At 68.8% G+C, this 26,378-nt stretch carries 24 protein-coding genes and 1 riboswitch; of the genes, 9 read left to right on the forward strand and 15 right to left on the reverse strand.

The features are described from left to right. Positions 1-2: 2 nt before the first annotated feature. The 5 genes from AC3ANP_RS03950 to purU are packed head-to-tail and all read left to right on the forward strand — an operon-like array spanning position 3 to position 6,221. Positions 3-332: a sarcosine oxidase subunit delta gene (locus AC3ANP_RS03950; RefSeq protein WP_488332054.1), complete on the forward strand. Its 330-nt coding sequence runs from the start codon at positions 3-5 to the stop codon at positions 330-332. Beyond that, the gene (locus AC3ANP_RS03955; protein ID WP_488332055.1) at positions 329-3,301 is read left to right on the forward strand and encodes a 2Fe-2S iron-sulfur cluster-binding protein; all 2,973 of its coding nucleotides are present in this window, start codon (positions 329-331) and stop codon (positions 3,299-3,301) included. Before AC3ANP_RS03950 ends, AC3ANP_RS03955 begins: the two co-directional genes overlap by 4 nt. Continuing rightward, positions 3,294-3,929 carry a sarcosine oxidase subunit gamma gene (locus tag AC3ANP_RS03960; RefSeq protein WP_488332056.1) on the forward strand — a complete coding sequence of 212 codons (636 nt, stop codon included), beginning with the start codon at positions 3,294-3,296 and terminating at the stop codon, positions 3,927-3,929. Before AC3ANP_RS03955 ends, AC3ANP_RS03960 begins: the two co-directional genes overlap by 8 nt. Beyond that, positions 3,929-5,320: an L-serine ammonia-lyase gene (locus tag AC3ANP_RS03965; protein WP_488332057.1), complete on the forward strand. Its 1,392-nt coding sequence runs from the start codon at positions 3,929-3,931 to the stop codon at positions 5,318-5,320. Before AC3ANP_RS03960 ends, AC3ANP_RS03965 begins: the two co-directional genes overlap by 1 nt. A 13-nt stretch (positions 5,321-5,333) precedes the next feature. Beyond that, positions 5,334-6,221 (forward strand): formyltetrahydrofolate deformylase, encoded by an 888-nt coding sequence (gene purU / locus AC3ANP_RS03970; RefSeq protein ID WP_488332058.1) that lies wholly within the window; start codon positions 5,334-5,336, stop codon positions 6,219-6,221. On the opposite strand, the gene AC3ANP_RS03975 is transcribed toward purU, so the two are convergent. The 7 genes from AC3ANP_RS03975 to AC3ANP_RS04005 form a co-directional block, all read right to left on the reverse strand. Further along, positions 6,218-6,853 carry a glycosyltransferase family 2 protein gene (locus AC3ANP_RS03975; RefSeq protein WP_488332059.1) on the reverse strand — a complete coding sequence of 212 codons (636 nt, stop codon included), beginning with the start codon at positions 6,851-6,853 and terminating at the stop codon, positions 6,218-6,220. The genes purU and AC3ANP_RS03975 overlap by 4 nt on opposite strands. Continuing rightward, positions 6,837-7,784 carry an ATP-grasp domain-containing protein gene (locus AC3ANP_RS03980; protein ID WP_488332060.1) on the reverse strand — a complete coding sequence of 316 codons (948 nt, stop codon included), beginning with the start codon at positions 7,782-7,784 and terminating at the stop codon, positions 6,837-6,839. Before AC3ANP_RS03980 ends, AC3ANP_RS03975 begins: the two co-directional genes overlap by 17 nt. A 234-nt stretch (positions 7,785-8,018) precedes the next feature. Further along, a complete protein-coding gene (locus AC3ANP_RS03985) occupies positions 8,019-9,203 on the reverse strand; it encodes a glutamate--cysteine ligase (protein WP_488332061.1) in 1,185 nt (394 codons plus the stop codon). 89 nt (positions 9,204-9,292) lie between these two features. Then, complete coding sequence (locus AC3ANP_RS03990; RefSeq protein ID WP_488332062.1) at positions 9,293-10,816, reverse strand: UDP-N-acetylglucosamine 1-carboxyvinyltransferase; 1,524 nt, start codon at positions 10,814-10,816, stop codon at positions 9,293-9,295. A gap of 122 nt (positions 10,817-10,938) precedes the next feature. Beyond that, positions 10,939-11,742: an energy-coupling factor transporter transmembrane component T family protein gene (locus AC3ANP_RS03995; protein ID WP_488332063.1), complete on the reverse strand. Its 804-nt coding sequence runs from the start codon at positions 11,740-11,742 to the stop codon at positions 10,939-10,941. Beyond that, positions 11,739-13,373, reverse strand: coding sequence for an ABC transporter ATP-binding protein (locus AC3ANP_RS04000; RefSeq protein WP_488332064.1), 1,635 nt, complete (start codon positions 13,371-13,373; stop codon positions 11,739-11,741). Before AC3ANP_RS04000 ends, AC3ANP_RS03995 begins: the two co-directional genes overlap by 4 nt. A gap of 13 nt (positions 13,374-13,386) precedes the next feature. Further along, the gene (locus tag AC3ANP_RS04005; RefSeq protein ID WP_488332065.1) at positions 13,387-14,019 is read right to left on the reverse strand and encodes an ECF transporter S component; all 633 of its coding nucleotides are present in this window, start codon (positions 14,017-14,019) and stop codon (positions 13,387-13,389) included. A 69-nt stretch (positions 14,020-14,088) separates the two neighbouring features. After that, positions 14,089-14,232, reverse strand: a riboswitch (TPP riboswitch). A 109-nt stretch (positions 14,233-14,341) separates the two neighbouring features. Between AC3ANP_RS04005 and AC3ANP_RS04010 the strand changes: the two genes are divergently transcribed. Further along, positions 14,342-14,605: a DUF4235 domain-containing protein gene (locus AC3ANP_RS04010; protein ID WP_488332066.1), complete on the forward strand. Its 264-nt coding sequence runs from the start codon at positions 14,342-14,344 to the stop codon at positions 14,603-14,605. Between the two features lie 8 nt (positions 14,606-14,613). On the opposite strand, the gene mnhG is transcribed toward AC3ANP_RS04010, so the two are convergent. The 6 genes from mnhG to AC3ANP_RS04040 are packed head-to-tail and all read right to left on the reverse strand — an operon-like array spanning position 14,614 to position 20,973. Further along, positions 14,614-15,021: a monovalent cation/H(+) antiporter subunit G gene (mnhG, locus tag AC3ANP_RS04015; RefSeq protein ID WP_488332067.1), complete on the reverse strand. Its 408-nt coding sequence runs from the start codon at positions 15,019-15,021 to the stop codon at positions 14,614-14,616. Beyond that, positions 15,011-15,289, reverse strand: coding sequence for an MrpF/PhaF family protein (locus AC3ANP_RS04020; RefSeq protein ID WP_488332068.1), 279 nt, complete (start codon positions 15,287-15,289; stop codon positions 15,011-15,013). The genes mnhG and AC3ANP_RS04020 overlap by 11 nt, the downstream gene beginning before the upstream one ends. After that, a complete protein-coding gene (locus AC3ANP_RS04025) occupies positions 15,286-15,831 on the reverse strand; it encodes a Na+/H+ antiporter subunit E (RefSeq protein ID WP_488332069.1) in 546 nt (181 codons plus the stop codon). The genes AC3ANP_RS04020 and AC3ANP_RS04025 overlap by 4 nt, the downstream gene beginning before the upstream one ends. After that, complete coding sequence (locus tag AC3ANP_RS04030) at positions 15,828-17,441, reverse strand: Na+/H+ antiporter subunit D (protein WP_488332070.1); 1,614 nt, start codon at positions 17,439-17,441, stop codon at positions 15,828-15,830. Before AC3ANP_RS04030 ends, AC3ANP_RS04025 begins: the two co-directional genes overlap by 4 nt. Further along, positions 17,438-17,965 (reverse strand): Na(+)/H(+) antiporter subunit C, encoded by a 528-nt coding sequence (locus AC3ANP_RS04035; protein WP_488332071.1) that lies wholly within the window; start codon positions 17,963-17,965, stop codon positions 17,438-17,440. The genes AC3ANP_RS04030 and AC3ANP_RS04035 overlap by 4 nt, the downstream gene beginning before the upstream one ends. Next, a complete protein-coding gene (locus AC3ANP_RS04040; RefSeq protein ID WP_488332072.1) occupies positions 17,962-20,973 on the reverse strand; it encodes a Na+/H+ antiporter subunit A in 3,012 nt (1,003 codons plus the stop codon). The genes AC3ANP_RS04035 and AC3ANP_RS04040 overlap by 4 nt, the downstream gene beginning before the upstream one ends. Before the next feature lie 138 nt (positions 20,974-21,111). On the opposite strand from AC3ANP_RS04040, the gene AC3ANP_RS04045 reads away from it, so the two are divergent. From AC3ANP_RS04045 to AC3ANP_RS04055, 3 genes are read left to right on the forward strand one after another with little or no spacing between them, the layout of a single operon-like run. Continuing rightward, positions 21,112-22,512, forward strand: coding sequence for an MFS transporter (locus AC3ANP_RS04045; protein ID WP_488332073.1), 1,401 nt, complete (start codon positions 21,112-21,114; stop codon positions 22,510-22,512). A gap of 39 nt (positions 22,513-22,551) precedes the next feature. Next, a complete protein-coding gene (locus AC3ANP_RS04050) occupies positions 22,552-23,034 on the forward strand; it encodes a cation:proton antiporter regulatory subunit (protein ID WP_488332074.1) in 483 nt (160 codons plus the stop codon). A 5-nt stretch (positions 23,035-23,039) separates the two neighbouring features. Next, positions 23,040-24,236, forward strand: coding sequence for a cation:proton antiporter (locus AC3ANP_RS04055; protein ID WP_488332075.1), 1,197 nt, complete (start codon positions 23,040-23,042; stop codon positions 24,234-24,236). A gap of 23 nt (positions 24,237-24,259) precedes the next feature. Here the strand turns inward: AC3ANP_RS04055 and dcd are convergent, their stop codons facing one another. Further along, the gene (gene dcd / locus AC3ANP_RS04060) at positions 24,260-24,835 is read right to left on the reverse strand and encodes a dCTP deaminase (RefSeq protein ID WP_488332076.1); all 576 of its coding nucleotides are present in this window, start codon (positions 24,833-24,835) and stop codon (positions 24,260-24,262) included. Between the two features lie 66 nt (positions 24,836-24,901). After that, complete coding sequence (locus AC3ANP_RS04065) at positions 24,902-26,350, reverse strand: tyrosine-protein kinase domain-containing protein (RefSeq protein ID WP_488332077.1); 1,449 nt, start codon at positions 26,348-26,350, stop codon at positions 24,902-24,904. Between the last annotated feature and the right edge of the window lie 28 nt (positions 26,351-26,378).

Raw genomic sequence — 26,378 nt, forward strand, 5'->3', positions numbered from 1 at the left:
ACATGCTCCTGATTTCCTGCCCCAACTGCGGCCCCCGGGACGAGACTGAATTCCACTACGGCGGCCAGGCCCACGTGCCCTACCCCGAAAACCCTGCAGAACTGACCGACCGTGAATGGGCCGAGTACCTGTTCTACCGCGACAACACCAAGGGCATCTTCGCCGAGCGCTGGCTGCACAGCACCGGCTGCCGGCAATGGTTCAACATGCTCCGCGACACCGTCACCTACAACATCCAGGCCGTCTACCCGATGGGCCAGCTGCGTCCCGCCACGGGAGCGACCGCCCCGACCGTCGCCAGCCCCGTCTCTCCGGAAGGAGCAAACTCATGACCGCTCAGCCCCAATCCGCGCGCCTCGCCACCGGCGGACGCATCGACCGCAGCGTCACTTGGCGCTTCACCCTCGACGGCCAGGACTACACCGGCCACCCGGGAGACACTCTCGCCTCGGCGCTGCTGGCCAACGGCCGGCTCCAGGTGGGCAACTCGCTCTACGAGGACCGGCCCCGCGGCATCATGTCCGCCGGCGTGGAGGAATCCAACGCCCTGGTCAAAATCGCCGCACGCTTCCCGGGCCACGTCGCCGAGTCGATGCTTCCGGCGACCACAGTCTCCCTGGTCGACGGGCTCAGCGCCGAGCTGCTCAACGGGCTGGGCAAGCTGGATCCGGCCGAGGACCGCGCCGAGTACGACAAGAAGTACGTCCACACCGACGTCCTGGTGGTCGGCGGCGGGCCGGCCGGCCTGGCCGCGGCCCGCGAAGCCGTCCGGGCCGGGGCCCGGGTGATCCTCATTGACGACCAGCCGGAACTCGGCGGGTCGCTGCTGTCCGGTTCCACCGACCCGGCCCTCGCCGAAACGATCGAAGGCCAGCCCGCCCTGGACTGGGTGGCCGACGTCGAGGTCGAACTGATCTCCGCGGCCGAGTGCAGCGTGCTGAACCGCACCACCGCCTTCGGCTCCTACGACTCGAACTACGTGATTGCCGCGCAGAACCGGACCGACCACCTCCTCACGCCGGCCGCTGACGGGGTGTCCCGCCAACGGATTTGGCACATCCGTGCCACACAGGTCATCCTGGCGCCCGGCGCCCACGAACGCCCGCTGGTCTTCGAGAACAACGACCGTCCCGGGATCATGCTCGCCTCCGCGGTGCGCAGCTACCTCAACCGGTACGCCGTCGCCGCAGGCTCGAAGGTCGTCATCAGCACCACCAACGACAGCGCCTACGCCCTGGCCGCAGACCTCCGCGCCGCCGGCATCCGCGTCGAGGCCGTCGTGGACGCCCGGCCGCAGCTGAGCGACACCGCGGCCGCGGCCGCCGCCGCCGGCACCCGGGTGCTGGTGGGCAGCGCCGTCAGCAACACCAGCGCCGCCGCGTCCGATGACGGCCGGCTGCGCGGCGTCACCGTCCGAAGCATTAACGACGACGGCGAACTCACCTCCGGCGTCGAACAGCTCGCCTGCGACCTGCTCGCGGTCTCCGGCGGCTGGTCGCCGGTGGTGCACCTGCACTCCCAGCGCCAGGGCAAGCTGCGCTGGGATGACGACCTGGCGGCCTTCGTGCCCGACAGCGTGGTCCCCGACCAGCAGGTGGCCGGAGCGGGCCGCGGCAGCTTCGCCCTCGGGGACTGTGTGGCCGAGGGCATTGCCGCCGGTGCCGCAGCCGTCCTCGCCGCCGGCTTCGATGCCGCCGGTTCCGCTGCCGCGCCGGCACCGCAGGCAGCCCCGCGCGCCCTGGCCCCCACCCGGCAGCTCTGGCTGGTTCCCGGCGAACAGGGCGGCCCGGAAAGCTGGCATCACCACTTCGTCGATTTCCAGCGCGACCAGTCGGTGGCGGACGTCCTCCGGTCCACCGGCGCGGGCATGCGGTCCGTGGAACACGTCAAGCGGTACACCTCGATCAGCACCGCCAACGACCAGGGCAAGACCTCCGGCGTCAACGCCATCGGCGTCATCGCCGCGGCCCTCAAGCACGGTGCCGACTCCGCCGGCGCCGCCCGCAGCGTGGGCGAAATCGGGACGACCGCGTACCGTGCCCCGTTCACCCCGGTGGCGTTCGCCGCGCTGGCCGGACGGCAGCGCGGCGAACTCTTCGACCCCGCGCGCCTCACCTCCATCCACCCCTGGCACGTCGCCCGCGGGGCCCGCTTCGAAGACGTTGGGCAGTGGAAGCGGCCGTGGTTCTATCCCCAGGACGGCGAGGACATGGACACTGCCGTGCTGCGCGAGTGCGCCGCCGTGCGGGACTCCGTGGGCTTCATGGACGCCACCACGCTGGGCAAGATCGAGATCCGCGGCAAGGACGCCGGCGAATTCCTGAACCGCGTCTACACCAACGCGTTCAAGAAGCTGGCACCCGGCTCCGCCCGGTACGGCGTGATGTGCACCCCGGACGGAATGATTTTCGACGACGGCGTCACCCTGCGCCTGGACGAGGACCGGTACTTCATGACCACCACCACCGGTGGCGCCGCCAAGGTGCTCGACTGGCTGGAGGAATGGCTGCAGACCGAATGGCCCGAGCTGGATGTGCACTGCACCTCGGTCACCGAGCAGTGGACCACGATCGCCGTCGTCGGGCCCAAGTCCCGGGCGGTCCTCGCCAAACTGGCACCGGAGCTGGCCGCCGGCGGCGGCCTTGAGGCCGACGCGTTCCCGTTCATGACCTTCCGCGAGACCACCCTCGCCTCCGGGGTCCCGGCCAGGGTCTGCCGGATCTCGTTCTCCGGCGAACTGGCTTTCGAGATCAACGTGCCGGCCTGGTACGGGCTGAGCACCTGGGAAGCCGTGGCAGCGGCCGGCGCCGAATTCAATATCACCCCCTACGGCACCGAGACCATGCACGTGCTGCGCGCCGAGAAGGGTTACCCGATCGTCGGGCAGGACACCGACGGAACGGTCACCCCGCAGGACGCCGGCATGGACTGGGTGGTCTCCAAGGTCAAGGACTTCATCGGCAAACGCTCCTACGCACGCCAGGACGCGGCCCGCGCCGACCGCAAGCACCTGGTCAGCGTCCTTCCCGTGGACGGCAGTGTCCGGCTGCCGGAGGGTACCCAGCTGGTGGAACAGGGCATCCCGATGGATCCCGCGTCCGGCCCGGTGCCCATGCAGGGCTTCGTGACCTCGAGCTACCACAGCGCCGCCCTGGGCAGGTCCTTCGCGCTGGCCCTGATCAAGAACGGCCGCAACCGCATCGGCGAAACCCTGGTGGCCGCTGCCGGCGACCAGCTCGTCGACGTGGTCGTGGCAGAAACAGTACTTTTCGACTCTGAAGGGACCCGTAAAGATGGCTGACACAGCAGCACTCGAAAACGCCAAGAAGATCCAGACGCTGCGGCGGAGCCCGGCATCGAGCCTGGCGGCGGATTTTTCCGCCGGCTCCGTTGCCGGCGTGGTGGAACTGCACGAAGTGCCCTTCCTGACCATGGCCGGAATCCGGGTGGACCCCTCCAGTGCGGCCGGCGAACGCGTGGGCGGCCTCACCGGCGCACTCCCGGCCGCGTCAGGAGAGGTGAGCAGCAGCGACGACGCCGCGGTGCTGTGGCTCGGGCCGGCGGAATTCCTGCTCGTCGCGGCGCCGGAGTCGCATGAAAGCCTGGGCGGAAGCCTTCCCCGGTCGCTGGTCGAAGCCCTCGGGGACGGCGAAGGCCAGGTGGTGGATCTGTCGGCCAACCGGACCACGCTGGAGCTCACCGGTCCGCGCGCCCGGGCCGTGCTGGAAAAGGGCTGCGCCCTGGACCTGCACCCCCGGGTGTTCAAAACCGGTACCGCGCTGTCCACCGAAATCGGCGGGATCCCGGCCATTCTCTGGAAGACCGCGGACGAGACCTACCGGATCCTTCCCCGGGCCTCCTTCGCGGAGTTCCTCAGCCGCTGGCTGCTCGACGCCATGCGGGAGTTTGCCAGCACCGAGGTGCCCTGATGGCGCTCAGCGTCCTTGACCTGTTTTCGGTTGGCATCGGGCCGTCCTCCTCCCATACGGTCGGCCCGATGCGGGCGGCAAAACGCTTCTCCGACGGGCTCAGGCTTGATGGCCTGCTGGGTTCGACAACCCGGGTCCAGGCGGAACTGTTCGGTTCGCTCGGGGCCACCGGCCGCGGCCATGGCTCGGATAAGGCAGTGGTCCTGGGCCTCCAGGGACAGGACCCGGAAACCGTGGACACGGCAACGGCCGATGACCAGGTCGCGGCCGCAGCCCTCGACGCCGAACTCAGGATCGGCGGCGACCACCGGGTGGATTTCAACTGGGAGGAGGACGTGCTCCTGCACCGGCGCAAGTCGTTGCCGGCGCACCCGAACGGGATGACGTTCCGGGCGCTGGACCACGCCGGGGCGGTGCTGCGCGAACGTAGCTACTACTCGATCGGCGGCGGGTTTGTCGTCACCGGCGACGCCGCCGGCACGGACAGCGTCGTTGCGGACAGCACGGTCCTTCCCTACCCCTTCACCACGGCGGACGAACTCCTGGCGCTGTGCGCCCGGGAGGGGAAATCGATCTCGGACATCATGCTCGCCAATGAACTCGTGTGGCGCAGCGAGGCGGACCTCCGCGAACGCCTGCTGAAGATCTGGGCCGTCATGCGCGAGTGCGTGGACAACGGCTGCGCCGCGGAGGGAATACTGCCGGGCGGTCTCAACGTCCCCCGGCGGGCACCCGCGCTGTTCAGGACGCTCTCCGCCACGGACGCAGGGCTCGACGGCGGCCCCTCCGCCGACCCGCTGCTGGCGATGGAGTGGGTCAATCTGTTCGCCCTTGCCGTGAACGAGGAGAACGCCGCGGGCGGCCGGATCGTCACGGCGCCCACCAACGGTGCCGCCGGCATCGTGCCGGCGGTGCTGCACTACTACCAAAAGTTTGTCCCGGGGGCCGACGACGACGGCGTGGTCCGCTTCCTGCTGGCCGCCGCCGCCGTCGGTATCCTCTTCAAGATCAACGCCTCGATCTCCGGGGCGGAGGTCGGCTGCCAGGGCGAAGTGGGCTCGGCGTGTTCGATGGCGGCAGCGGGGCTCTGCGAGGTGCTCGGCGGAACCCCGGCGCAGGTGGAAAACGCCGCCGAGGTCGGGATCGAACACAACCTGGGCCTCACCTGCGATCCCGTCGGCGGCCTCGTGCAGATTCCCTGCATCGAACGGAATGCCATTGCCAGCGTCAAGGCCATCAACGCGGCCCGGCTGGCCCTGCATGGCGACGGCAGTCATAAAGTATCCCTGGACAAAGCCATCAAAACCATGCGAGAAACAGGAGCGGACATGAAGACCAAGTACAAGGAAACGTCCCGCGGCGGCCTCGCGGTCAACGTGATCGAGTGCTGAACCGGTGACCGCCATGAACACCCTGGAAACGGAAGCCCCGCAGCCGGCCGCCGTGGAACACGTGCTCACGCTCGACTGCCCCGAGCAGAAGGGCATCGTGCACGCCGTCTCCGGCTTTCTGCTGGAACACGGCTGCGACATTGTCGACATCAAGCAGTTCGGGGAACGCACGGCGGGGCACTTCTTCATGCGCGTCCACTTCAGCTCGGAGGGCGACGCCCGAACCACGGCACAGCTCCGCGCGGCATTTCCCGCAGTGGCTGACCGTTTCGCGATGAACTGGCAGCTCGAACGCCACGGTTCCAAGCGCCGCGTGCTGATCATGGTGTCCAAGTACGGACACTGCCTCAATGACCTGCTGTTCCGGGCCAGGGTCGGGGAATTGCCGGTGGACGTGGTGGCTGTCGTGTCCAACCATACGGACCACCAGGCCCTGGTCGAATGGCACGGCATCCCGTTCTTCCACATCCCGGTCACCGCCGCCACGAAACCCGCGGCGGAGGCGCAGCTCCTCGAACTTGTCGACCAGCTGGACGTGGAGCTCGTGGTGCTCGCACGCTACATGCAGGTCCTCAGCGACGACCTGACCCGGCGCCTGGATGGCCGTGCCATCAACATCCATCACTCCTTCCTTCCCAGCTTCAAGGGTGCCAAGCCGTACCACCAGGCCTACGCACGCGGCGTGAAGACCGTTGGCGCCACCGCGCATTACGTAAACGCCGAGCTCGACGAGGGGCCGATCATCTCCCAGCAGGTGATCGAGGTGGACCACACCTACGGCCCGGAGGAACTCGTCGCGGCCGGCCGCGACACGGAATGCAAGGCGCTCTCCAACGCCGTCCGCTGGCACTGTGAAGGCCGGGTCATCCTGCAGGGCAACCGGACCGTGGTGCTCCGCTAGCTCCTCGGGCCTGGGCAGACCAGGGCGCGGGGAGCGAAGCCCACCCGGTACCCGGCGCGGCGCACCCGGCTGACTGGCTCAAGCTGGGCGGCCGCCGGGCCATCGTCCAGGAAACCCCCGGCGTGTTCCAGCACCTCCCGGGGGAAGGCCACGATGCTGCCCGCCCCCGCCGGCCCGCCGTGCCGGGCCGGGGCACGCCGCAGCAGCTGTCCGGCCGGAACCACGGCGCCGGTGTCTTTGTCGGTGAAGCCCTGGAGCAGGCGTTTGACCGTGTCCCGGTCAAACCTGGAATCGGTACCGGCACAGACCAGGACCTCGCCGGTGGCGTGCCGCAGGGCCAGGTTCAGCGCTGCACTCCGGCCGGCTGCGGACCGGCCCGCCAGTTTGATCCACGGGTCGGCCGCGGCGAGGCCCGCCATCAGCTCCCCCGTCCGGTCGGTGGAGCCATCGTCCACCAATACCACTTCGTAACGGTCGTAACTGGTGAGCTGGATGGCCCGGACACAGTCCTCGATGGTGCCTGCCGCGTTGCGGGCCGCCACCAGGACCGACACGGTTGGCCATTCGTCCAACCGGGTCGGCGCGCCCCGGCGGCGGCGCAGCGCGCCGCCGAGCTCAGCCCACGGCCACACGGGCGTAGGTGGCCGGGCGCTGCCGGAAGGACGCCGGATTGAAGGCGGGCAGCACAAACGATGACAGCACGGCGTCCAGCAGTTCCGGGGCAAGCCCGCTATGGGCACCAAACCGGGCATCCACCGCCAGCACCACCGGGCTGCCGTCGGCGCGGCGGCGGATGCTGACCTCCGCGGGCCCGGTCAGGCCGAGCACGCGGACCGCGGCAAGGGCCAGGTTCCCGACGTCAATGTCCTCGCCCGCCTCGGCGCGGCGGGCCGCCAGGGCAGTGCCCACCTCACCCCGGTTCCGCTCCACCGTTTCGAGCACGACGACGAACGGGGCGGCGGCGTTGCGCGGCGGGGTACCAAAGACCACAGGGAGATATTCAGCCCCGGGAATGTATTCCTGCACGATCTGCCCGTCCGGGAGCCGGTGCCAGTCCACGTCCCGGCTGCCGTCGATCAGGACCGACCCCAGGAAGGCATGGGACGCGCGCGGCGTGACCACCACCGGGCCGCCCAGCGCGTGCATGGCGGCATCCGCACTGGGGTAGTCGCGGGGAACGCCGAAGCGGGGAACGGGGACGCCTGCCGAGCGAAGCTGCCAGGCCGTGTAGAGCTTGTCGCTGGCGACGGCAACGGGCCCCGGGTCCCCGATGATGACGCGGACATCGGTGCCGAAGCCGGCCCGGAACGCGGCCAACTGCGGCAGCTCTGCACTGACCGTGGGGATGACCAGGTTCACACCTTCCGCGGCGACCAGCCGGCGTAACACGGATACCAGCTCCGGGTCCGCTGCCCCCGGGACGCGCACCACGGTGATGCCCGCCCCGGCCGGAAGCTCGCGGACGTCGGTGCCCAGGACCGGGATTCCCCGCGCTTTCAGCTGCGTGGCGACGGCGTGGGCCGCCACACCGCCGGCGCCGGTCACGAGCGCGCGGGGCTTCACCGCGGGCCTTCCGTCGGGAAAGGAACCATGGGTATCCACTTTCTACGCTGAAGTTCCGGCCCCAGAGCTGCGCCGGCACCTTGGTGAATGCATGTTCACCCCCAGTAAAGGCGAACGCCGCGCCGGACCGCCCGAGTAGGTACTACGCGCTTCTGGACGGAGGGCCACGTGGATCGCTGCCCCGGCAGCCCTCGCCGGCGTGCTTTGGCGGTCCGCTGCGGTTAGGCGTTGCGGTTACGCGCCGCGCGCCGTGACGCGCACCGCATGCGCGACGACGGCCGCAAGCCCGGCGTCGTCCAGCGGCGTGTCCTGGCCGGGGGCCCGGAGTGCCTGGCGTTGCAGGTCCGAACCGGTGCCCTCGGCCAGGACCCGGTCCACACCGCACCGCACCAGTTCCAGCTCCCCCTGCTCCTCTAGAACGGGTGCCAGGAAGTCCACCAGGGCACGGACCACCTGCCCGGCGGGGGCCGGGCGGAAGCTGCCGAAGTCCAGCAGCTCGCTGCGCAGCCCGCAGTTGCTGGCCTGCCAGGCTGCCATTTTCAAGAGCACTGTCGGGACCGGGGCCGGGTCCACTCCGTCCCGCCACTCCCGGCCGGCGGATTCGACGAGGGCGCGGACCAGCACGGCGATCAGCGCCGCGTCCTCGGCCCGCAGACAGACGTCCGCGACCCGCACTTCCACCGTGGGGTGGTATCTGGCCAGCCTGGCGTCAAAATAGACCATGCCCTCGTCAAAGAGGACCCCGCTCTCCAGCAGCCGGGCAATGACCCGGCGGTAGGCGGGCAGGCTGCCGAAAATCATCGCGGGCCCGGCGGCCGGCCACCGGTTCCACGCCTGGGTGCGATAGCTTTCGAACCCGCTCTCCGTGCCGTTCCAGAAAGGCGAGTTGGCGCTGAGCGCCAGCAGCACCGCGAGCTTGTCACGGATCCGGTCCATCACGGCCACCCCCTCCTCCGGGGACTCGACCAGGGTGTGGACATGGAAGCCGCAGGTGAGCTGCTCCTGCACCGTGAGCCCGAAGCGGTGCTGCATGGAGGCGTACCGCGGGTTCGGCGTCGTGTGCGTGGCGGACGCCAGGGGTGAGGTGGCCAGCGCCGCCACCCGGGCGCCGTGGGCAGCGGCGGCCCGGTCCGCGCACGCCCGGGAGCGCCGGATCTGCTGCAGCAGGTCCGCGTGGTCCAGGCACGGTGCGGTCTGGGTCTCGATCTGCTCCAGCTTCAGCTCCAGACTGAAGCCCGGGTCTGCCTGCCCCGAGGTCTTCGGAGCGCCCCGGCCCGCCCGCGCCGTGGCCGGCGATCCGGCAGCGGCGGTGCCGGGACCGGACTCAAGCCCGTGCAGCAACGCGTCGGCCAGCGCCAGCGGGACCCCGGTGGCGGGGTCAACGATCAGCAACTCTTCCTCGACGCCGAAGGTGCGCATGTACCTATTGTCCTCAGCAGCCGACCCGGCGCGCTACCCGGGCGGAGCCGCAGTTCAGGCGGCGCAGGCGGCGTGCAAGGACCGCAGGCTCAGTCCTGGAAGTATTCGATCTTGGCGCCGATGGTGTTGAGCCGTTCGGCCAGGTCCTCGTAGCCGCGCTCGATCACGTAGATGTTCCGCAGCTCGGAGACGCCCCGTGCGGCGAGCATCGCCAGCAGCAGGCACGCGGCCGGGCGCAGCGCCGGCGGGCAGCCGACTTCCGCCGCACGCCACCTGGTCGGACCGTTGACGTAGATCCGGTGCGGGTCCAGGAGCTGGACCTGCGCTCCGAGCTTGTTCAGCTCGGTCAGGTAGATGGCCCGGTTCTCATAGACCCAGTCATGGATCATCGTCTGGCCGTGCGCGTTGGCGGCGATGACGGCGAAGAACGGCAGGTTGTCGATGTTCAGCCCGGGGAACGGCATCGGGTGGATCTTGTCCTCGGGGGCGCGCAGTTCCGACGGCGTGGTGGTCACGTCCACCAGCCGGGTGCGGCCGTTGCGCGCCGTGTATTCCGCTGACACCTTCAGCCGCTGGCCCATCTGCTCGAGGGTGGCCAGTTCAATTTCCATGAACTCGATCGGAACCCGGCGGATCGTCACTTCCGAATTGGTGACGATCCCGGCGGTGAGCAGGCTCATCGCCTCGATCGGGTCCTCCGACGGAAAGTACTCGACATCCGCGTCGATGACCGGGCGGCCGACGATCGTGAGCGTGGTGGTGCCCACGCCCTCGATCTGCACGCCCAGCATCTGCAGGTAGAAGCAAAGATCCTGGACCATGTAATTGGGGCTGGCGTTGCGGATGATGGTGCTGCCGCAGCGGTGCGCGGCAGCCATGATGGCGTTTTCGGTGACCGTGTCGCCGCGTTCGCTCAGCACGAAGGTCCGGTTATTCCCGTCGGCCGGGGGTGCCTGCACGGTGTAGAAACCGGATTTCGCCTCGACTTTGAGCCCGAACTGGCGCAGCGCCTGCATGTGCGGCTGGACGGTGCGGGTGCCCAGGTCGCAGCCACCGGCGTACGGCAGCCGGTATTCGGCGGACTCGTCCAGCAGCGGGCCCAGCAGCATGATGACGCTGCGGGTGCGGCGGGCGGCTTCAACGTCCATGGAGGCCAGGTCCAGCACGGCGGGCCGCCGGATCTGCAGGTCGTTCGCGTTGAGCCAGGTGCATTCGACGCCGATGCTGGTCAGCACCTCCACGATGCGATTGACCTCCTCGATCCGCGCCAGCCGGCGCAGCACCGTGGTGCCGCGGTTGATGAGGCTGGCACAGAGCAACGCCACGCCGGCGTTCTTGCTGCTGTTGACGTCCACGGCACCGGACAGCGTGCGGCCGCCCTCCACCCGCAGGTGGGTCATCTGGGGCCGGCCGACCTTGACGATGCTGCGGCCGAAGATCGACTCGAGCCGCTGGATCATTTTCAGGCTCAGATTCTGCTTGCCCTGTTCCATCCGGGCAATGGCGCTTTGGCTGGTTCCCAGTTCCGCGGCCAGCCTGCCCTGGGTCCAGCCCTTCTCGCCGCGGGCGTCCCGGAGCACGGCGCCAACGTATTCAGCAGTCTCTTGAGTCATAGTCCATATATATCATCGATGATATTTTCATGGCGGTCTTGCCGCGCATTGTGCAATTAAGCTCACACCAATATCCGCCAGGTGCGATATCAGCAACCTGGATTCGCTTCTGGAATGACGCGTTACTGCGGGCCCAGGAAGACCGTGTTCCACGTCCCCGCGGCGACCGCGGCCGCGACCGCGCAGCCGGCGATCAACACCCCGCCGAGGACCACCCAGGTGTCCTCAGCGCGGAACCTCGCCTGCCGCGCCCAGGTGCGCCGGTCGCCGCCGAAGCCCCGCGCTTCCATCGTCACCGCAAGCCGGGCGGCCCGGCGGACCGCCTGGACCAGCAACCCGAACGCCTGCCCCAGCGTGGCTCCCAGCCGTTGCGCCGGGCCGCCATGGGAGCCCACACCGCGGGCACGCCGGGCCATCCCGATGGTCTGCCATTCCTCGGCCATCAGGCCGACCAGCCGCATCGCGGCGAGGGTGCCGAGTACGAACCGGTGCGGCAGCTTGGCCTGTTGCGCAAGGGCATCGGCCAGGTCCGTTGGATCGGTGCAGCTCATCAGCAGGATGGCCGGCAGGGCGATGGCGAGCCCCCGCAGCAGGAACGCCAGCCCCAGCTGCAGTGAGCCTTCACTGATGGACCAGATTCCGACGTCGAGGAGTGTCCGGCCGTGGTCTGCCGAAAGGATCGCGGTGCTCCAGCCGCCCACCGCCGCCGCAAGGATGAGCGGCCAGCCCCGCTGCCACAGCAGGGCGAGGGTCAGGCCGGCCAACGGAATCAGGAGGACTTCGAAGGCGAGGGCAACGGCGGCCGATACCCAGTCGATGGACAGCGCGAGGACCACGGTGATGAGCAGGACGCCGGAGAACTTGGCCAGGGGGTTGGCCCGGGCCAGCGGGGCGGTGTTTCCGCCCAGGGTCAGGGCTTCCCTCATGGTGCCGCCACCCCCGGCGTCGACCGGCCCGGGAGGGTAGGTTCCGGTGCGCCGACCTTCAGCTCGGTCCCGCCCAGGACGCCGCTGAATTCCGCGTCGTGCGTCACCGATACCACGGCGGTACCGTCGTCCAGCAGTTCGGAGAGGAACGAGGCCAGTTCCGCCCAGGTGTTTGCGTCCTGGCCGAAGGTCGGCTCGTCCAGCACCAGAACCTGCGGGTGCGCGGCCAGCACGGTGGCGACCGAAAGGCGCCGTTTTTCGCCGCCGGACAGTGTATAGGGGTTGGCTTCCACGAGGTCCGTCAGCCGCAGCCGCTCCAGCAGCTCGTCCACCCGGTCTTCGCCGCGGCCCAGCTGGCGCGGCCCGAAGGTGAGCTCGTCGAGCACCCGGCCGGTGACAAATTGATGCTCGGGTTCCTGGAAGACGGTCCCGATCCGGGAGATCAGTTGCCGGGCCTTCCAGCGGTAGGGATCGATTCCCGCACCCGCGCTCAGTTCGGTCGTGGCGGACACCGCCCCGGTGACGGGCGCCAGCAGGCCGGCCAGGGTCAGGGCCAAGGTCGACTTTCCGGAGCCGTTGGGCCCGGTGATGGTCAGCGCCTGGCCGGCCCGAACCTGCGCCGTGATCCCGGACAGCACTGGAACGGGAGCAATAGGCCGGAAACCCTGCCGCAGGCCGGAGCGGCGCGGACGTTCGCGGGAGACGGCGAGATCCTCGGCGGCCAGCAGCAGCTGCCCGGCCCCCGGCCCGCCGGGCCCGGCCGCGCCGGTCCCCTGCCCGGAGCGCCGGGCCCGTGTGCCGGGCACATATCCGGGCACCCAGATTCCCGCCGCGATCAGCAGCCCGCGGGCCTGTTCCAGCACCCGGTCCGGGGCGCCGTCGAGCAGCACGGCGGGTTCGGTCCCCGTTCCGGGCTGCAGCACGACGATCCGGTCCACCAGGTCCTTCCAGATGGCCACGCGGTGCTCCACCACCACCAGGGTGGCTCCGGTCCGGTCCAGGCAGCGTCCCACGGCGTCGCGCACCTCGAGGACGCCGGCCGGGTCGAGGTTGGCCGTTGGCTCGTCCAGCAGCAGGAGCCCCGGCCGCATCGCAAGGATGCCGGCCAGGGCCAGCCGCTGCTTTTGCCCGCCGGAGAGCGCGGACGTGGGATGCCGGAGCGGCAGCCCGGCCAGGCCGACGTCCTCAAGCGACTCGGCGACCCGGTGCCAGATGTCGGCCGGGGGGACGGCCAGGTTTTCGGCACCGAATGCGACGTCGTCCCCCACCCGCGACAGCACCACCTGCGTCTCCGGGTCCTGCTGCATCAGCCCGGTCCGGCCGCGGCGGGCACCGGGCGGGGCGCCGTCGATCAGCAGGGAGCCGGTCTCGTCCGCGTCCGCGGCGTCCCCGGCCAGCCCGGTTGAGCCGGAGGCGGGGCCACCGACGGCGGTGCTGTCGCCGAGCACCCCGGCCAGGGCGTGCAGCAGCGTGGACTTGCCGCCCCCGGACGGGCCGAGCAGCAGCACCCGCTCGCCCGGGCGGATGTCCAGGTCCAGGCCGCTGATGGCGGGCCGGGCCCGGCCCGCGTGCCGCCAGCCCCAGTTGCGGGCGATGATCCCGGCCGGGCGGACGCCGTCGTTTGTTTTCATGCCTGCGCGGACATCAGGAAAACACGGGTTCCGATGCCGCCTTGCGGGAGGCGAAGGAGCCCAGCACCCCGGTTTTGGCCAGGCCGCGGGTGGCCAGCCAGGACAGCGCCCCGGCAATCACCGCGCCGGAGACCGCGCAGAGCAGGATGTAGGCGAGCTTGTCCCCGGCTTCGTAGGCGATGTTCCAGCCCCACGGCAGGAAGGAATCATTCAGGGCGCCGAACACCCCGGCGCCGGCGCCGGCCAGCAGCGAGACCGGCAGATTGAACTTCCGGTAAAGGAAGGCGGCGAAGATCAGTTCGGCACCGAGTCCCTGCACGAAGCCGGAAAACAGCACCGAGGCCCCGTACTGCGAGCCCATGATCAGCTCTCCGGTGGCGGCCACGGTCTCGCAGAACAGCGCCGCGCCCGGCTTCCGGATGACCAGCATGCCCAAGACCGCCGGTATCATCCAGCCGCCGCCCAGAATCCCGGTCAGCGGCGGATAGACGGCGTTCAGCGGCACGGACACCAGGTTGGCGCCCTGGGACCAGGCCCAGAAGATCACGCCGCCGGCCACCGCGATGAGTGCTGCCAGGACAATGTCCACCACCCGCCAGGCCTGCCTGCCGGTGGTCCCGGTGCGCTTTGCAGAAATATCAGTCATAACATCCTCCTGAGGTACAGGAGGGGAGGGCATTCCGGCAGCACGGCGGCTCGCACCGCAATGGCCGGGTACCCCGAGAACTCGACTCCCTTGCGCCGGTACTAACCGGATCAGGTTCGAGGGTCTGCGGCTGTCCGCACTCTCAGCGCCCACCTGCGGTTCCCCTGGATTGCTCCAGTGGTGCCCGACGGCGGCGCTCCCCTGTCGTATTTAGAATTGCCCATGTGGGCTGGCCCAGTTTACACCCTCCGGCGGGTATCCGCCGGGGAACGGGACGTTAGGCTAGGGGCAGCCCTGTTTCCTCCCGCTAGGAGTACGACGCATGAACATCCTGATCAAACTGCTTGGCACCGGCATCAGCCTGGCGGCCGGTTTCGTCGGCACCAAGGTGGTCGACACGGTCTGGGAAAAGGCCACCGGAAACAAGCCGCCGAAGGGCCACGACGACGACGTGCCCACCACGCTGCGTTCGGCCCTGACCTTCGCGCTCATCTCCGCCTCGGTCAGCGCGGTTATCCAGGTCCTCGCCAACCGCGGCACGCAGCGCGCGGTCACCCGCTTCGCCAAGACCCAGGATCTGGTCTAGCAGGAACCTCAGGTGCCCGGCCCGCGCCCGTCGTCGGTGAAGCCGCGTTCACCGGCTGCCTGCTGCACCACGGCTTCGAGCTCGTCGGCGCTGAGCAGTTCCGGGTGCAGGTGCTTGGTGCGGTAGCCGGCCCTGCCCACCATATGGGCCGAAACCGGCACGGTGAGCAGCTGGAAGATCCACGCCACCACCAGCACCGGCCAGACCCACCAGGTGCGCAGCTGCAGCCCAAGGGCGCAGAGCAGCAGGAACAGTCCAAGCACCTGCGGTTTGGTCGCGGCGTGCATCCGGCTCATCAGGTCCGGGAACCGCAGGAGACCAATGGCTGCGCCCAGTGACATCAGGGCCCCCACAACCATGAACACCGCAGAGACCGTGTCAATGACGGCGTCGACGGAAAGTGCGTCAGGACTCATGGGGGTGCCTCCTCCGGTCGGCCACGAAGCGGGCGACGGTCACCGAACCGACGAAGCCGATCAGCGAGATGGCCACCAGCAGCATCAGGTTGTTCAGGTTCCGGTTCACGGCCATGTCGATGCACAGCGCCGCTCCGAGGATGGCGAGCAGCACGTCGGCGGCGAGCACCCGGTCCAGCAGCGACGGACCGCGGGCAATCCGGATGATCGCGCCGCCGGCGGCGAGTGAGAGTACGACGGCGCTAATGGTCAGGACCAGCGGCATCATGTGCCGACCTCCTGCTGGAGAGCTGACAGTTCGGCCCGGCTGCCCATGACCCGGATCAGGCCGGCTTCGGTGTCCCGGACTTCCTGCCGCAGCTTTGCGGCATCCCCGGCGTCGCGGATATTGATCCCGTGGATGTAGAGCGTGGAGGAGCTGCGGTCCACCTCCACCACCAGGGACCCCGGGATCAGGGAGATCACATGGCCGGTGGCGGTCACCAGCAGGTCCGAATGGCTTCGGAGCGGAACCGCGACGACGGCGCTGATCACCCGCGGCCCGCGGACCACGGCAAGGTAGAGGACCTGGAAACTGGCCGCCACGACCTTCACCAGGAACATCCCGGCAAAGCCGGCCGCCCGCACGACGTTGAACCGGCCGCTCAGTTCCACCGGCGGAAGGTAGAAGAGCCGCGCCACCAGTACCGCGATCAGCGCACCGAAGAGCAGGTTTCCGGCGCTGAAGTCCTGCCAGAGGGCGCCCCAGACGATGACGAGCCAGACCAGCAGGGGCAGTTCCTGGCGCAGCGAGATCCGCTTGCGGCTCATCTCTTTCCCTCCTGCGGTACGGGCTGGGCGATCACGGGCACCGGCGCCTCGTCGCCGAGCACCGCCTGGATGTACGAGGACCGGCCCAGCATTTCCTCGGCGGACTGCCCCGAGACCCGGAAGAGGGGACCCGCGAAGATTGTCAGGCCCACCCCGAACAGCACCAGGGCGAGCGTGGAGCCCACCATCGTCCGCGGCAGCAGGTTCACGTTCCGCTGCCCTGCCCGGTCGCCGGTGGCGGCATCGGCGGGGGCGGCGAGCAGCACCGGATCCGGGTGCTCGGCGTCCTCCGGCTTCCGCCAGAAGGCGCGGTTCCAGACCCGGGCAATCGCGAGGAGGGTCAGCAGGCTGGTCAGCACCCCGCCGGCCACGAGGGCGTAGGCCAGCGGTGTTCCGAGCGCCACGCCGGCCTGCAGCAGGCCGAGTTTGCCGAGGAACCCGGAGAACGGCGGGATGCCGGCCAGGTTCATGGCCGGCACGAAGAACAGGACCCCCAGCACCGGAGAGAGCTTGGCGAGCCCGGCGATCCGGTCAATCGACGAGCTGCCGGCCCGCCGCTCGATCAGTCCGGTCACGAGGAACAGGGACGTCTGGATCGTGATGTGGTGCACCACGTAGAACACCGCGGCACCCAGCCCCGCCACGGACGACATCGCCAGCCCGAAGATCATGTAACCGATGTGGCTGACCAGGGTGAAGGAGAGCAGTCGTTTGATGTCGCTCTGCGCGAGCGCGCCCAATATTCCCACGATCATCGTCAACAGCGCCGCGACCATCAGCGGGGTGTTGAAGGAGTCGCCGGGGAACAGCAAGGTCTCGGTGCGGACGATCGCGTAGACGCCCACCTTGGTGAGCAGCCCGGCGAACACGGCGGTCACCGGCGCGGGCGCCGTCGGGTACGAGTCGGGGAGCCAGAAACTCAGCGGGAAGACGGCGGCCTTGATCCCGAAGGCCACCAGCAGCAGCACGTGCAGCAGGTTGCGGGTGCCCTCGTCCAGCCCGGCCAGCTTGATCGCCAGGTCCGCCATGTTGATGGTCCCGGTGGCACCGTAGATCATGGCGATGGCGAGCAGGAACAGCACCGAGGACACCACGGAGACCACCACGTAGGTGACGCCGGCGCGGACCCGGGGCCCGGTCCCGCCCAGGGTCATGAGCACGTAGCTGGCGGTGAGCAGGATCTCGAAGCCCACGTACAGGTTGAAGAGGTCGCCGGAGAGGAAGGCGTTGGAGACCCCGGCCACGAGGATCAGGTAGGTGGGGTGGAAGATCGACACGGGGGCGTCGCTGTCGCCGTCGGCCATGCCTTGGCCGGAGGCGTAAATCAGCACGGCGAGGCTGACCACCGAGGACACCACGAGCATCAGCGAGGAAAACTGGTCCACCACCATCACGATGCCCCAGGGCGGAATCCAGCCGCCGATGTTAACTGCCGCCGTCCCCCCGTCCCAGACGGACACCAGCAACCAGCATTCCAGCAGCAGGGTCAGCGAGAGGACCGAGATGCTGACGGTCCGCTGGGCCCGGGAGTGCCGGATCAGCAGGAAGGCCAGGGCGGCACCCAGGATGGGGAGGACGACGGCGAGCGGGGCAAAGCTGGCGATGTTCACTCGGACCCTCCTTCCGGGCGGGGAGCGGGTTTGCGGGAGCCTGGCTGTTCTTCGGCCTCTGCGGCCAGGACGGTGCCGGCCGGGACGGTGTCCGGGGGGTCGCCGGGGACCAGCGGAAACTCGGAGGTTTCCACCGGGATGACCGCGTCGTCTTCCGCGTCGAAGCTGGGCGTCTCGGCGACGCGGCGGTCCTCGGCGTCGTCCTGGATTTCGTCCTGCCGGGCCAGCACCCAGGTGCGGTAGATGATGCCGAGCATGAAGGCCGTGACGGCGAAGGAGATCACGATCGAGGTCAGGATCAGCGCCTGCGGCAACGGGTCGCTGTAGTCCCCGGCCGCGGTGTCCTTGTTGAACAGCGGGGCGAGGCCGGCGTAGCCGCCGGTCGTGAGGATCAGCAGGTTGGTGGCATTGGTCAGCAGCATCAGGCCGAGCAGGACCCGGGTGAGGCTGCGTTCAAGGAGCAGGTAGATGCCGCACGCATACAGGGCTCCCATGACCGTCAGCAAGGTCAGATTGACGCTCATGGGTTCCCCCCGGCGGTAGATTCGGCCGGCACGCCGTCGGCGTCCAGCTCGTCGGACGGCTCCGCTTCCCCGGCCCCGGACTGCTGCTCGAAGTTTTCGTCGATTTCCGCGCCGAGGCTGCGCAGCACGTCCAGGGCCAGGCCGACGACGACGATGTAGACGCCGATGTCAAAGATGGTGGACGTGACGAACTTGATGTCCCCGAAAACCGGCAGCCACAGTTCGATCACGGCGGTTTGGAAGACCTGTCCGCCCAGCAGCAGCGGGACCAACCCGGAGGCTGCCGCGGTCGCCAGTCCGATCCCCAGCAGCGCGCCGGCGCTCACCGGGGTTGCTTCGCGGAGCTCGAAGCGGCCGCCGGCGAGGTAGCGGACCGCGAGCGCCAGGCCTGCCAGCAGGCCGCCGGCGAAGCCACCGCCGGGAAGGTTGTGGCCGGCGAGCAGCAGGTATACGGAGAAGACGATCATCGAGTGGAAGATCAGCCGGGCCACGACTTCGAAGATGATCGACCGGCGCTCCGGCGCGAGGGTGCGCCCGGCGACCAGCCAGGCGTCCCGGGTGGAGGCCGCGAACCGGCGGCTCATCGCCAGCTCGGCCCGGTCACGCGTATGCGCGCTCACGGCGGGCCGCCGGCCCACGATGCCCTCCGGCACGGACGACGACGGCCGGATCCGGTCGCCGCGGCCGCGGACAAAGATCAGGCTCGCGACACCGGTGGCGGCGAGCGCCAGGACCGAGATTTCACCGAAGGTGTCCCAGGCACGGATGTCCACCAGGGTGACGTTCACGATGTTTCGTCCGCCACCGCCCTCGTAGGCCAGCTGCGGGAACTGGAGCGAGACCGGAGCCGCCACCCGGGCGCCCAGGGCATGAATCGCGACGAAGATCATGGTGATGCCGAACGCCGCCCCGATAATCACCCGGATCACCCGGTACTTGCCACCGGTGCGGTCCCGCAGCTCGGCGGGCAGGCTGCGCATGCCCAGGACAAAGGCCACCAGGATGATGGTCTCCACCAGCATCTGGGTCAGCGCCAGATCCGGGGCGCCCTGGAGCGCGAACATCAGCGCAATGCCGTAGCCGGTGACCGAGACCATCAGCACCGCCAGGAAGCGTTTGTTGGCGCGCACCGCTGCCAGCGCCCCAATGACGGTCGCGGCCCCGACCACGGGTTGCAGCGGCGAGCCGGGGTCCAGGAAATACAGTCCGCCGGGCAACGGCTTGTTGGCCAGCAACAGGGCGGTGAGCGGCAGGACGAACGCGACACTCAGGATCACGGCCAGGTAGAAGAAGAGCGAGCCGCGCTGGGTGCGGCCGGTGACCCACACGGCGGCGTCGTCGAGGGCGCCGATGGCCAGCTGGTAGGCCCGGTCACCGTCGACCCAGCCCGGCACCAGGGCCTGGACCCGGGAGACGGCGTTGCGGCCGTAGAACATGGCCAGGCCTACGGCGAAGGTGACCGCCGTCAGGCCCAGCGCAGGGGTGAAGCCGTGCCACAGGGCCAGGTGCCCGGCTTCGCCGGATGCTCCCGCGGCGGCCCCGCCGGCGAACAGCGCCGCGTAAGGCTGGATCCAGGCGTCGGCCGGCGCCGGCCACAGCCCGGAAAGAATGGTCAGCAGGGCCAGCACGGCGGGGGCGGCCAGGAAGGCGGGGTTGACTGCCTTGAAGGGCGTGGCGGGGACGCCGGGTTTCACCGCGAAGGCGCCCCACATGAAACGCGCGCTGTAGGCGAAGGTCAGGATGGAGCCGAGCACAACGCCCACCAGGATGACCGGCCCCCAGGCACCCGCGCCGGCATGGTGCACGAACGCCTCGAGCACGGACTCCTTCGCCACGAAGCCGGCCAACGGGGGCACCCCGGCCATCGATGCCGCCCCGATGGCGGCCACCACGGCCAGGGCCCGGGAGGACTGGTAGACGCCGGAGAGCTTGCGGATGTCGCGGGTTCCGGCCTGGTGGTCGATGATGCCCACCACGAGGAACAGCGTGGCTTTGAAGAGTCCGTGCGCCAGCAGCATGGCCAGGCCGGCGAGCGCCGCGTCGGGCGTGCCGAGTCCCACCACCATGGTCAGGAAACCCAGCTGACTGACCGTGCCATAGGCGAGGATCAGCTTGATGTCGGTCTGGCGCAGGGCCCGGTATCCGCCCACCAGCATGGTGGCCAGGCCAAGGCCCAGCACCACCGGCAACCAGAAGGTCGTCTCCGCGAACCCCGGCGCAAGCCGCGCGACGATGTAGATACCGGCCTTCACCATGGCGGCCGCGTGCAGGTAGGCACTGACCGGCGTCGGCGCGGCCATCGCGCCGGGCAGCCAGAAGTGGAAGGGGACCAGCGCCGACTTGGTGATCGCGCCTACCAGGATGAGCACGACGGCGGCCGCCACCAGGTCCGCGCCGGGGCCGGCCACCAGCGCCGGCGCCTGCTCCATGATTGCGGAAATCCGGTTGGTTCCGGCGGCCGAGCCCAGCATGATCAGCCCGACCAGCATGGCGAGGCCGCCGGCCGTCGTGACGATCAGGGCCTGCAACGCCGAGCGCCGGGCCGAGAGCCTGGTGCGGGCGTAGCCGATCAACAGGTAGGACAGCACTGTTGTCAGTTCCCAGAAAATGAACATCAGGAGCAGGTCGTCGGCGGTGACCAGCCCGAACATCGCTCCGGCGAACGCCAGCAGCTGGGCGCCGAAGCCGCCAAGATAGCTGTCCGTGTCCTTGAAATACCGGGCGCAGTACACCAGCACCAGCGCGCCGACGCCCAGGATCAGCAGCGACATGACCCAGGCCAGCGCATCCATCCTGAAGGCCAGCTCCAGGCGAAGGTCCGGGATCCACGGGACCACCAGGTCAACGGAACCGGCACCGGAGTACACCGCGCCGTGCTGGAAGGCCAGCCACACGAACGATCCCGCGGGCACTGCGGCGAGGGCAAAGAACGCGTTCCTGCCGAATCTGCGGAAAAGCAGGGGCGCCAGGGCAGCCACCGCAAAGTGCACGGCAAGGACTGTAATCACTGGTATCTCCGCAACGTCAGGAATTCGAGGTCAAAAGTTAGAGCAGGCGGGGCAAAGGTTAGGTTCGGTGCCGCCAGTTTACCAAGAGCGCCCAGTTCCTTCGCCCTCGGCGGCCCGGCTGGCGGTTACTATCAGGCTATGAATTCCGCCACAGCCTCCGAGGCCACGGGTCCGGTTTCGGAGCTTGAGTCCGGCAGCCCCATCGCCAACAAGGGCCGGGTCATCGCTTGGGCTGCTTGGGACTGGGGCTCCGCCGCCTTCAATGCCGTGATGACCACGTTCGTCTTTACCGTGTACCTGACGTCCAAGGCTTTCGGCGGCGAAGACGAAGCCTCCGCCGTCCTGGGTTCCGCCCTGGCCATCGGCGGCGCTGCGATCGCCCTCCTGGCCCCCGTCACGGGGCAGCGCTCAGACAGCGGAGGCCGGCGCAAGCTCTGGCTCGGCGTCAACACGGCCGCCGTAGCGCTCCTGACCGGCCTCTGCTTCTTCGTCTTCCCGCGCCCGGAGTTTCTGCTCCTCGGCGTGACGCTGATCGCGCTGGGGAACGTCTTCTTCGAATTCGCCGGGGTCAATTACAACGCCATGCTGGCCCAAATTTCCACGCCTGCGAACATCGGCAAAGTGAGCGGTTTCGGCTGGGCAGCCGGCTACCTGGGCGGCATCGTGGCGCTGCTGATCGTGCTGCAGCTTTTTGTGCAGCCCAGCGTCCACTGGTTTGGCGCCTCCACCGAGGACGGCCTGAACATCCGACTCGTGGCAGTGTTCTCGGCGCTCTGGTTCCTGGTCTTCGCCATCCCGGTCATGTTCGCCGTTCCCGAAGTGCCGAGGGCCAAGCGGCCGGCGCTCGGGTTGGTCGCCTCGTACGCCCTGCTGATCCGCCGGATCCGCGCCATCTACCGGACCAGCCCGCACACCATCTTCTTCCTCCTCGCCAGTGCCGTCTTCCGCGACGGTCTCGCCGCGGTGTTCACGTTCGGCGGCATCATCGCCGCAGGCACCTTCGGCTTCGAACTGAAAGAAGTGATCTTCTTCGCGATCTTCGGCAACATCGTGGCCGCGGCCGGGGCTCTCGCCGGCGGGTTCCTGGATGACCGGCTGGGTCCCAAGGCCGTCATCATCGGATCACTGGTCGGCCTGCTCATCGCCGGCTGCAGCCTCCTGGCCCTGGGCAACGGAAGATATTCCGTCCTTGGCATGGACTGGTCCGGAGCCACGACGTTCTGGGTGTTCGGCCTGTTCCTGTGCCTGTTCGTGGGGCCGGCGCAGTCCTCATCCCGGGCCTTCCTCGCCCGGCTCGCCCCGCACGGCGAGTCCGGCGAACTGTTCGGCCTGTACGCCACCACCGGCCGCGCGGTCAGCTTCCTGGCACCGGCCCTGTTTACGCTCTGCATCACCATCGCCACCCCGTTCGTCGCCCCCGGGGAGGCCCAGCGCTGGGGCATCGTCGGCATCATGGCGGTCCTGCTGGCCGGCCTGCTGGTCCTGCTTCCGGTCAAGCCGCCGGGGGAGACGGAAATCGCGGTCGTGCCGGACGCCTGAACCACACCGGATACCGCACCGGCGCACTAGGCTGAAGCCATGAACGTGGATGAAACAGACCTGCCCGGCCTCGGCCGGCGCAAGGACTTCATGACCGCCTCCGGCCGCCGGATCGGCGTCGTCGAGTACCGCGAGGGCCAGACCGAGCTGATCGTCTCCACCTGGGACGATCCGGACACCTGCCAGGCGTCCATTCCACTGACCGCCGACGAGGCGGCTGCGCTGGGCAACCTGCTCGGCGGCCAGCGACTGGCCATGCAGCTCTCCGAAGCACACCGGGAGGTCCCCGGGATCGTCACCCGGCAGTTCTCGATCGCCGCGGACTCGCCGTTCCAGAACCAGCCCATGGGCAAGGCTTGCATCCGGACGCGGAGCGGCGCCTCGATCGTGGCGATCATGCGTGAGGGCGAGGTGCTTCCGTCGCCGGGGCCGGACGTCGTCCTGCACGCCGGTGACCTGCTGGTGGCTGTGGGCACGCAGGAAGGCCTGGATACGGCCGCCGGCATCCTGCGCAACGGATAAGCGGTATGGATCCGCTCGCCCTGACCCTCATCGAACTGGGGGCCGTCGTGTTCTGCCTGGGCCTGCTGGCCAGGCTGGCCGGGCGGATCGGCATGTCCCCCATTCCCCTGTATCTCATCGGCGGCCTGTTCTTCGGCGCCGGCGGCATGGTCAAGCTCGAAGGGATGCAGGATTTCGCGCACCTCTCCAGCGAGATCGGCGTCATCCTGCTCCTGCTTATGCTCGGCTTGGAATATACGGCGTCGGAACTTGTGACCGGGTTGCGGCGCTCGTGGCAGGCCGGGGTGCTCGACCTGGTGTTGAACTTCCTTCCGGGCGCCGGCCTGGCGTTGCTGCTGGGCTGGGGCGTGGTGGGAGCGATGGTGATGGGCGGCGTCACGTATATCTCCTCGTCCGGCATCGCGGCAAAGGTGATCACCGACCTGGGGCGGATCGGCAACCGCGAGACGCCGGTGATTCTGTCCATCCTCGTCTTCGAGGACCTCGCCATGGCCGTCTACCTGCCGGTCCTGACGGCCACGCTTGCCGGCGTCAGCCTCCTGGTGGGACTGCAGACCGTCGGAATCTCCCTGGCCGTCGTCACGCTGGTGCTGGTGGTCGCGTTACGGCACGGCCACCACGTCTCCAAAGCCGTCCACAGTGAAAATTCCGAGGTATTCCTGCTCAATCTTCTGGGTGCTGCGCTGCTGGTCGCGGGACTGGCCGCCGCCATGCAGGTTTCCGCTGCGGTAGGCGCGTTCATGCTCGGGATTGCGATCTCCGGAGCCACCGCGCACAACGCCACCCGGATCCTGGAACCGCTGCGGGACCTTTTCGCGGCGATCTTTTTCGTCGTCTTCGGCCTCAACACGGATCCGACGACGATTCCGCCGGTCCTGGGCTGGGCACTGTGCCTGGCCGTGCTGACGGCAGCCACCAAGATGATCACGGGGGTCTGGGCGGCAAAGCGGGCCGGCATTGCGGTACCCGGCCGGTTCCGGGCCGGCGCCGCCCTGATCGCCCGCGGTGAATTCAGCATCGTGATCGCGGGGCTCGCCGTGGCCTCCGGCGCCGTCTCCCGCGACCTTGCGGCCCTGGCCACCGCCTACGTGCTGATCATGGCCGTGGTCGGTCCGCTGGCAGCCCGGTTCGTGGAGCCGGTCGTACAATTGCTGCGCCGGCCCGCCCGGCGGTCGGCCACCCCGCTCCGCCCCGCCGGGTAGCGGGAGCCGCACGCCGCGGGCGGTTACACGTTGGTGCGGTGGAAGTTCAGGTGGCTGCGGCTGGCCGTCGGGCCGCGCTGACCCTGGTAACGGTTTCCGTACTCGCCGGACCCGTACGGGTGTTCTGCCGCCGAGCTCAGCCGGAAGAAGCACAACTGGCCGATCTTCATGCCAGGCCACAGCTTGATCGGGAGGGTCGCCATGTTGGACAGTTCCAGCGTCACGTGGCCGGAGAAGCCTGGGTCGATGAATCCCGCCGTCGAGTGCGTCAGCAGCCCCAGCCGGCCCAGCGAGGACTTGCCTTCCAGCCGCGCCGCGATGTCCTCGGGCAGGGTGACGGTTTCATAGGTGGAGCCGAGCACGAACTCGCCGGGATGCAGGATGAAGGGCTCGTCGGCGTCGACCTCCACCAGGCGGGTAAGCTCCGGCTGATCCTGCGCGGGGTCAATGTGCGCGTACTTGTGGTTGTCGAAGAGCCGGAAGTACCGGTCGATCCGCACGTCCACCGACGAGGGCTGCACCATGGCGGGGTCGAACGGCTCGAGCACGATCCGTTGGGAAGTGATTTCGGTACGAATGTCGCGGTCTGAGATCAGCACAGGATCAAAAGTACCGCACTCGTTGCTGCGTGGCCTGACTTACGAAGAGTTCCGGGGCGCAGGTTGTCACGCTTTCAGCCCGACCACCTCGCCGCGGTCGGCGTGGGCGGGCCGGAGGGGCGCGGCGTCGTCGCGCTTCGCCACTGGCCGAATGTCGCCCGGGAGCGGGGCGCCGTATCCGGCCACGTACGCGGCGCTGGCGTCCGGGCCTCGACGCGGGATCCGGTTTTGGACGACGCCCAGGATGCGGGCGTCAACAAAATTGAGTTGATCGATGGCCTTGGCCACGCTGTGCTGGCTCACTTTCTTCGTCCCCACCACCAGCAGCACGCTATCCGTGCTCCTGGTCAGCACGCTGGCATCCGCGACCGGAAGAATCGGCGGCGTGTCGATGATGATCAGATCAAACTTGGTCTGCAGCTCCTCCAGAAGCCGGACCATGGCAGTTGACCCGAGCAGTTCGCTGGGGTTGGGGGGCAGCGGCCCGGAGGCGAGGAGCGCCAACCCGTCGTCGGACCAGTATTGAATGCTGTCGTCAAGACTTGAAGCTCCGACGAGCACGGTAGTTAGGCCCACCCCGCCCTCGATTCCGGTGGCGGCGGCGACCGAGGGCAGCCGCAGGTCGGCGTCCACTAAGATCACTTTTTGGCCCCCTTGGGCGACTGCGACAGCTAGGTTCAGCGCCACCGTGCTCTTTCCCTCGTCGGCCGACGCCGAGGTCACAACGATTGAACGCAACGGCCGGTTCACGCCGGCGAACTGCAGGTTTGTGCGGAGTTTGCGGAAGGCTTCGGCGCCCGCGCCTGTCAATATGGACGGAGCCGTGCCGGACTGACGTCCCGCAGCCTGTTCAGCGACCCCCGCCAGAAGTGGAAGATCGGTCATCTTGCGCAAGTCTGATTCCGTCCTGATGTTGCGGTCCAGGACGTGCCGAAGCACGGCCGCCGCGATTCCGGCCCCGAGTCCGCAGAAGAGGCCCAGCGCCAGATCGAGCTTCACGTTCGGACTGGATGGTTCGGTCGGCGTCGTGGCGTGATCCACGAGGCTGAGCCGGATCGGGGCCGGGGTCCCGTTCGTCGGCCGTTCCAGGTCCGCGACGGTCGTGATCAGGCTCGCGGCCACCGCGTTAGCAATCTCGGCGCTCCGTTGGGCGGATCTGTCCCGGGCTTCGACGTCGATGATCACCGTATTGCGCGTGGTTGACACTTTGATCTTGGCGGCCAGCGCATCCGGTGTCGTGCCGAGATTAAGCTTGTCGATGACTGGCTGGAGAACTGCGGGTTTCGACGTGACGTCAACGTACGACTGCACGCGAGCCAGCGCGAAGACGCTCCCCTGCTGCAGTTCTGCCGAGGTTTCCGAATTCTGCGTGGAGACGAAAAGGCTGGTGGACGCCGTATAGTACGTTGGCGTCAGCAGGGATGCCGTTCCTGCCACGATCGTTCCCATCAGCGCCATGACTGCGATCAGAAGCCAGCTGCGTCGAAGTACGAGCAGTTGTTCACGGACGTCCATTGTCGGTCCTTCCCGCTGTCACGGTCGC

The organism is Arthrobacter sp. JB02-1C (assembly GCF_057748045.1).

Excerpts from the sequence above, each read along its gene's own strand:
- AC3ANP_RS03950 (WP_488332054.1), top strand. The coding sequence starts at position 3 with ATGCTCCTGATTTCCTGCCCCAACTGCGGCCCCCGGGACGAGACTGAA.
- AC3ANP_RS03955 (WP_488332055.1), top strand. The coding sequence starts at position 329 with ATGACCGCTCAGCCCCAATCCGCGCGCCTCGCCACCGGCGGACGCATC.
- AC3ANP_RS03960 (WP_488332056.1), top strand. The coding sequence starts at position 3,294 with ATGGCTGACACAGCAGCACTCGAAAACGCCAAGAAGATCCAGACGCTG.
- AC3ANP_RS03965 (WP_488332057.1), top strand. The coding sequence starts at position 3,929 with ATGGCGCTCAGCGTCCTTGACCTGTTTTCGGTTGGCATCGGGCCGTCC.
- purU (WP_488332058.1), top strand. The coding sequence starts at position 5,334 with ATGAACACCCTGGAAACGGAAGCCCCGCAGCCGGCCGCCGTGGAACAC.
- AC3ANP_RS03985 (WP_488332061.1), bottom strand. The coding sequence starts at position 9,203 with ATGCGCACCTTCGGCGTCGAGGAAGAGTTGCTGATCGTTGACCCCGCC.
- AC3ANP_RS03990 (WP_488332062.1), bottom strand. The coding sequence starts at position 10,816 with ATGACTCAAGAGACTGCTGAATACGTTGGCGCCGTGCTCCGGGACGCC.
- AC3ANP_RS03995 (WP_488332063.1), bottom strand. The coding sequence starts at position 11,742 with ATGAGGGAAGCCCTGACCCTGGGCGGAAACACCGCCCCGCTGGCCCGG.
- AC3ANP_RS04000 (WP_488332064.1), bottom strand. The coding sequence starts at position 13,373 with ATGAAAACAAACGACGGCGTCCGCCCGGCCGGGATCATCGCCCGCAAC.
- AC3ANP_RS04005 (WP_488332065.1), bottom strand. The coding sequence starts at position 14,019 with ATGACTGATATTTCTGCAAAGCGCACCGGGACCACCGGCAGGCAGGCC.
- AC3ANP_RS04010 (WP_488332066.1), top strand. The coding sequence starts at position 14,342 with ATGAACATCCTGATCAAACTGCTTGGCACCGGCATCAGCCTGGCGGCC.
- mnhG (WP_488332067.1), bottom strand. The coding sequence starts at position 15,021 with ATGAGTCCTGACGCACTTTCCGTCGACGCCGTCATTGACACGGTCTCT.
- AC3ANP_RS04020 (WP_488332068.1), bottom strand. The coding sequence starts at position 15,289 with ATGATGCCGCTGGTCCTGACCATTAGCGCCGTCGTACTCTCACTCGCC.
- AC3ANP_RS04025 (WP_488332069.1), bottom strand. The coding sequence starts at position 15,831 with ATGAGCCGCAAGCGGATCTCGCTGCGCCAGGAACTGCCCCTGCTGGTC.
- AC3ANP_RS04035 (WP_488332071.1), bottom strand. The coding sequence starts at position 17,965 with ATGAGCGTCAATCTGACCTTGCTGACGGTCATGGGAGCCCTGTATGCG.
- AC3ANP_RS04045 (WP_488332073.1), top strand. The coding sequence starts at position 21,112 with ATGAATTCCGCCACAGCCTCCGAGGCCACGGGTCCGGTTTCGGAGCTT.
- AC3ANP_RS04050 (WP_488332074.1), top strand. The coding sequence starts at position 22,552 with ATGAACGTGGATGAAACAGACCTGCCCGGCCTCGGCCGGCGCAAGGAC.
- AC3ANP_RS04055 (WP_488332075.1), top strand. The coding sequence starts at position 23,040 with ATGGATCCGCTCGCCCTGACCCTCATCGAACTGGGGGCCGTCGTGTTC.
- AC3ANP_RS04065 (WP_488332077.1), bottom strand. The coding sequence starts at position 26,350 with ATGGACGTCCGTGAACAACTGCTCGTACTTCGACGCAGCTGGCTTCTG.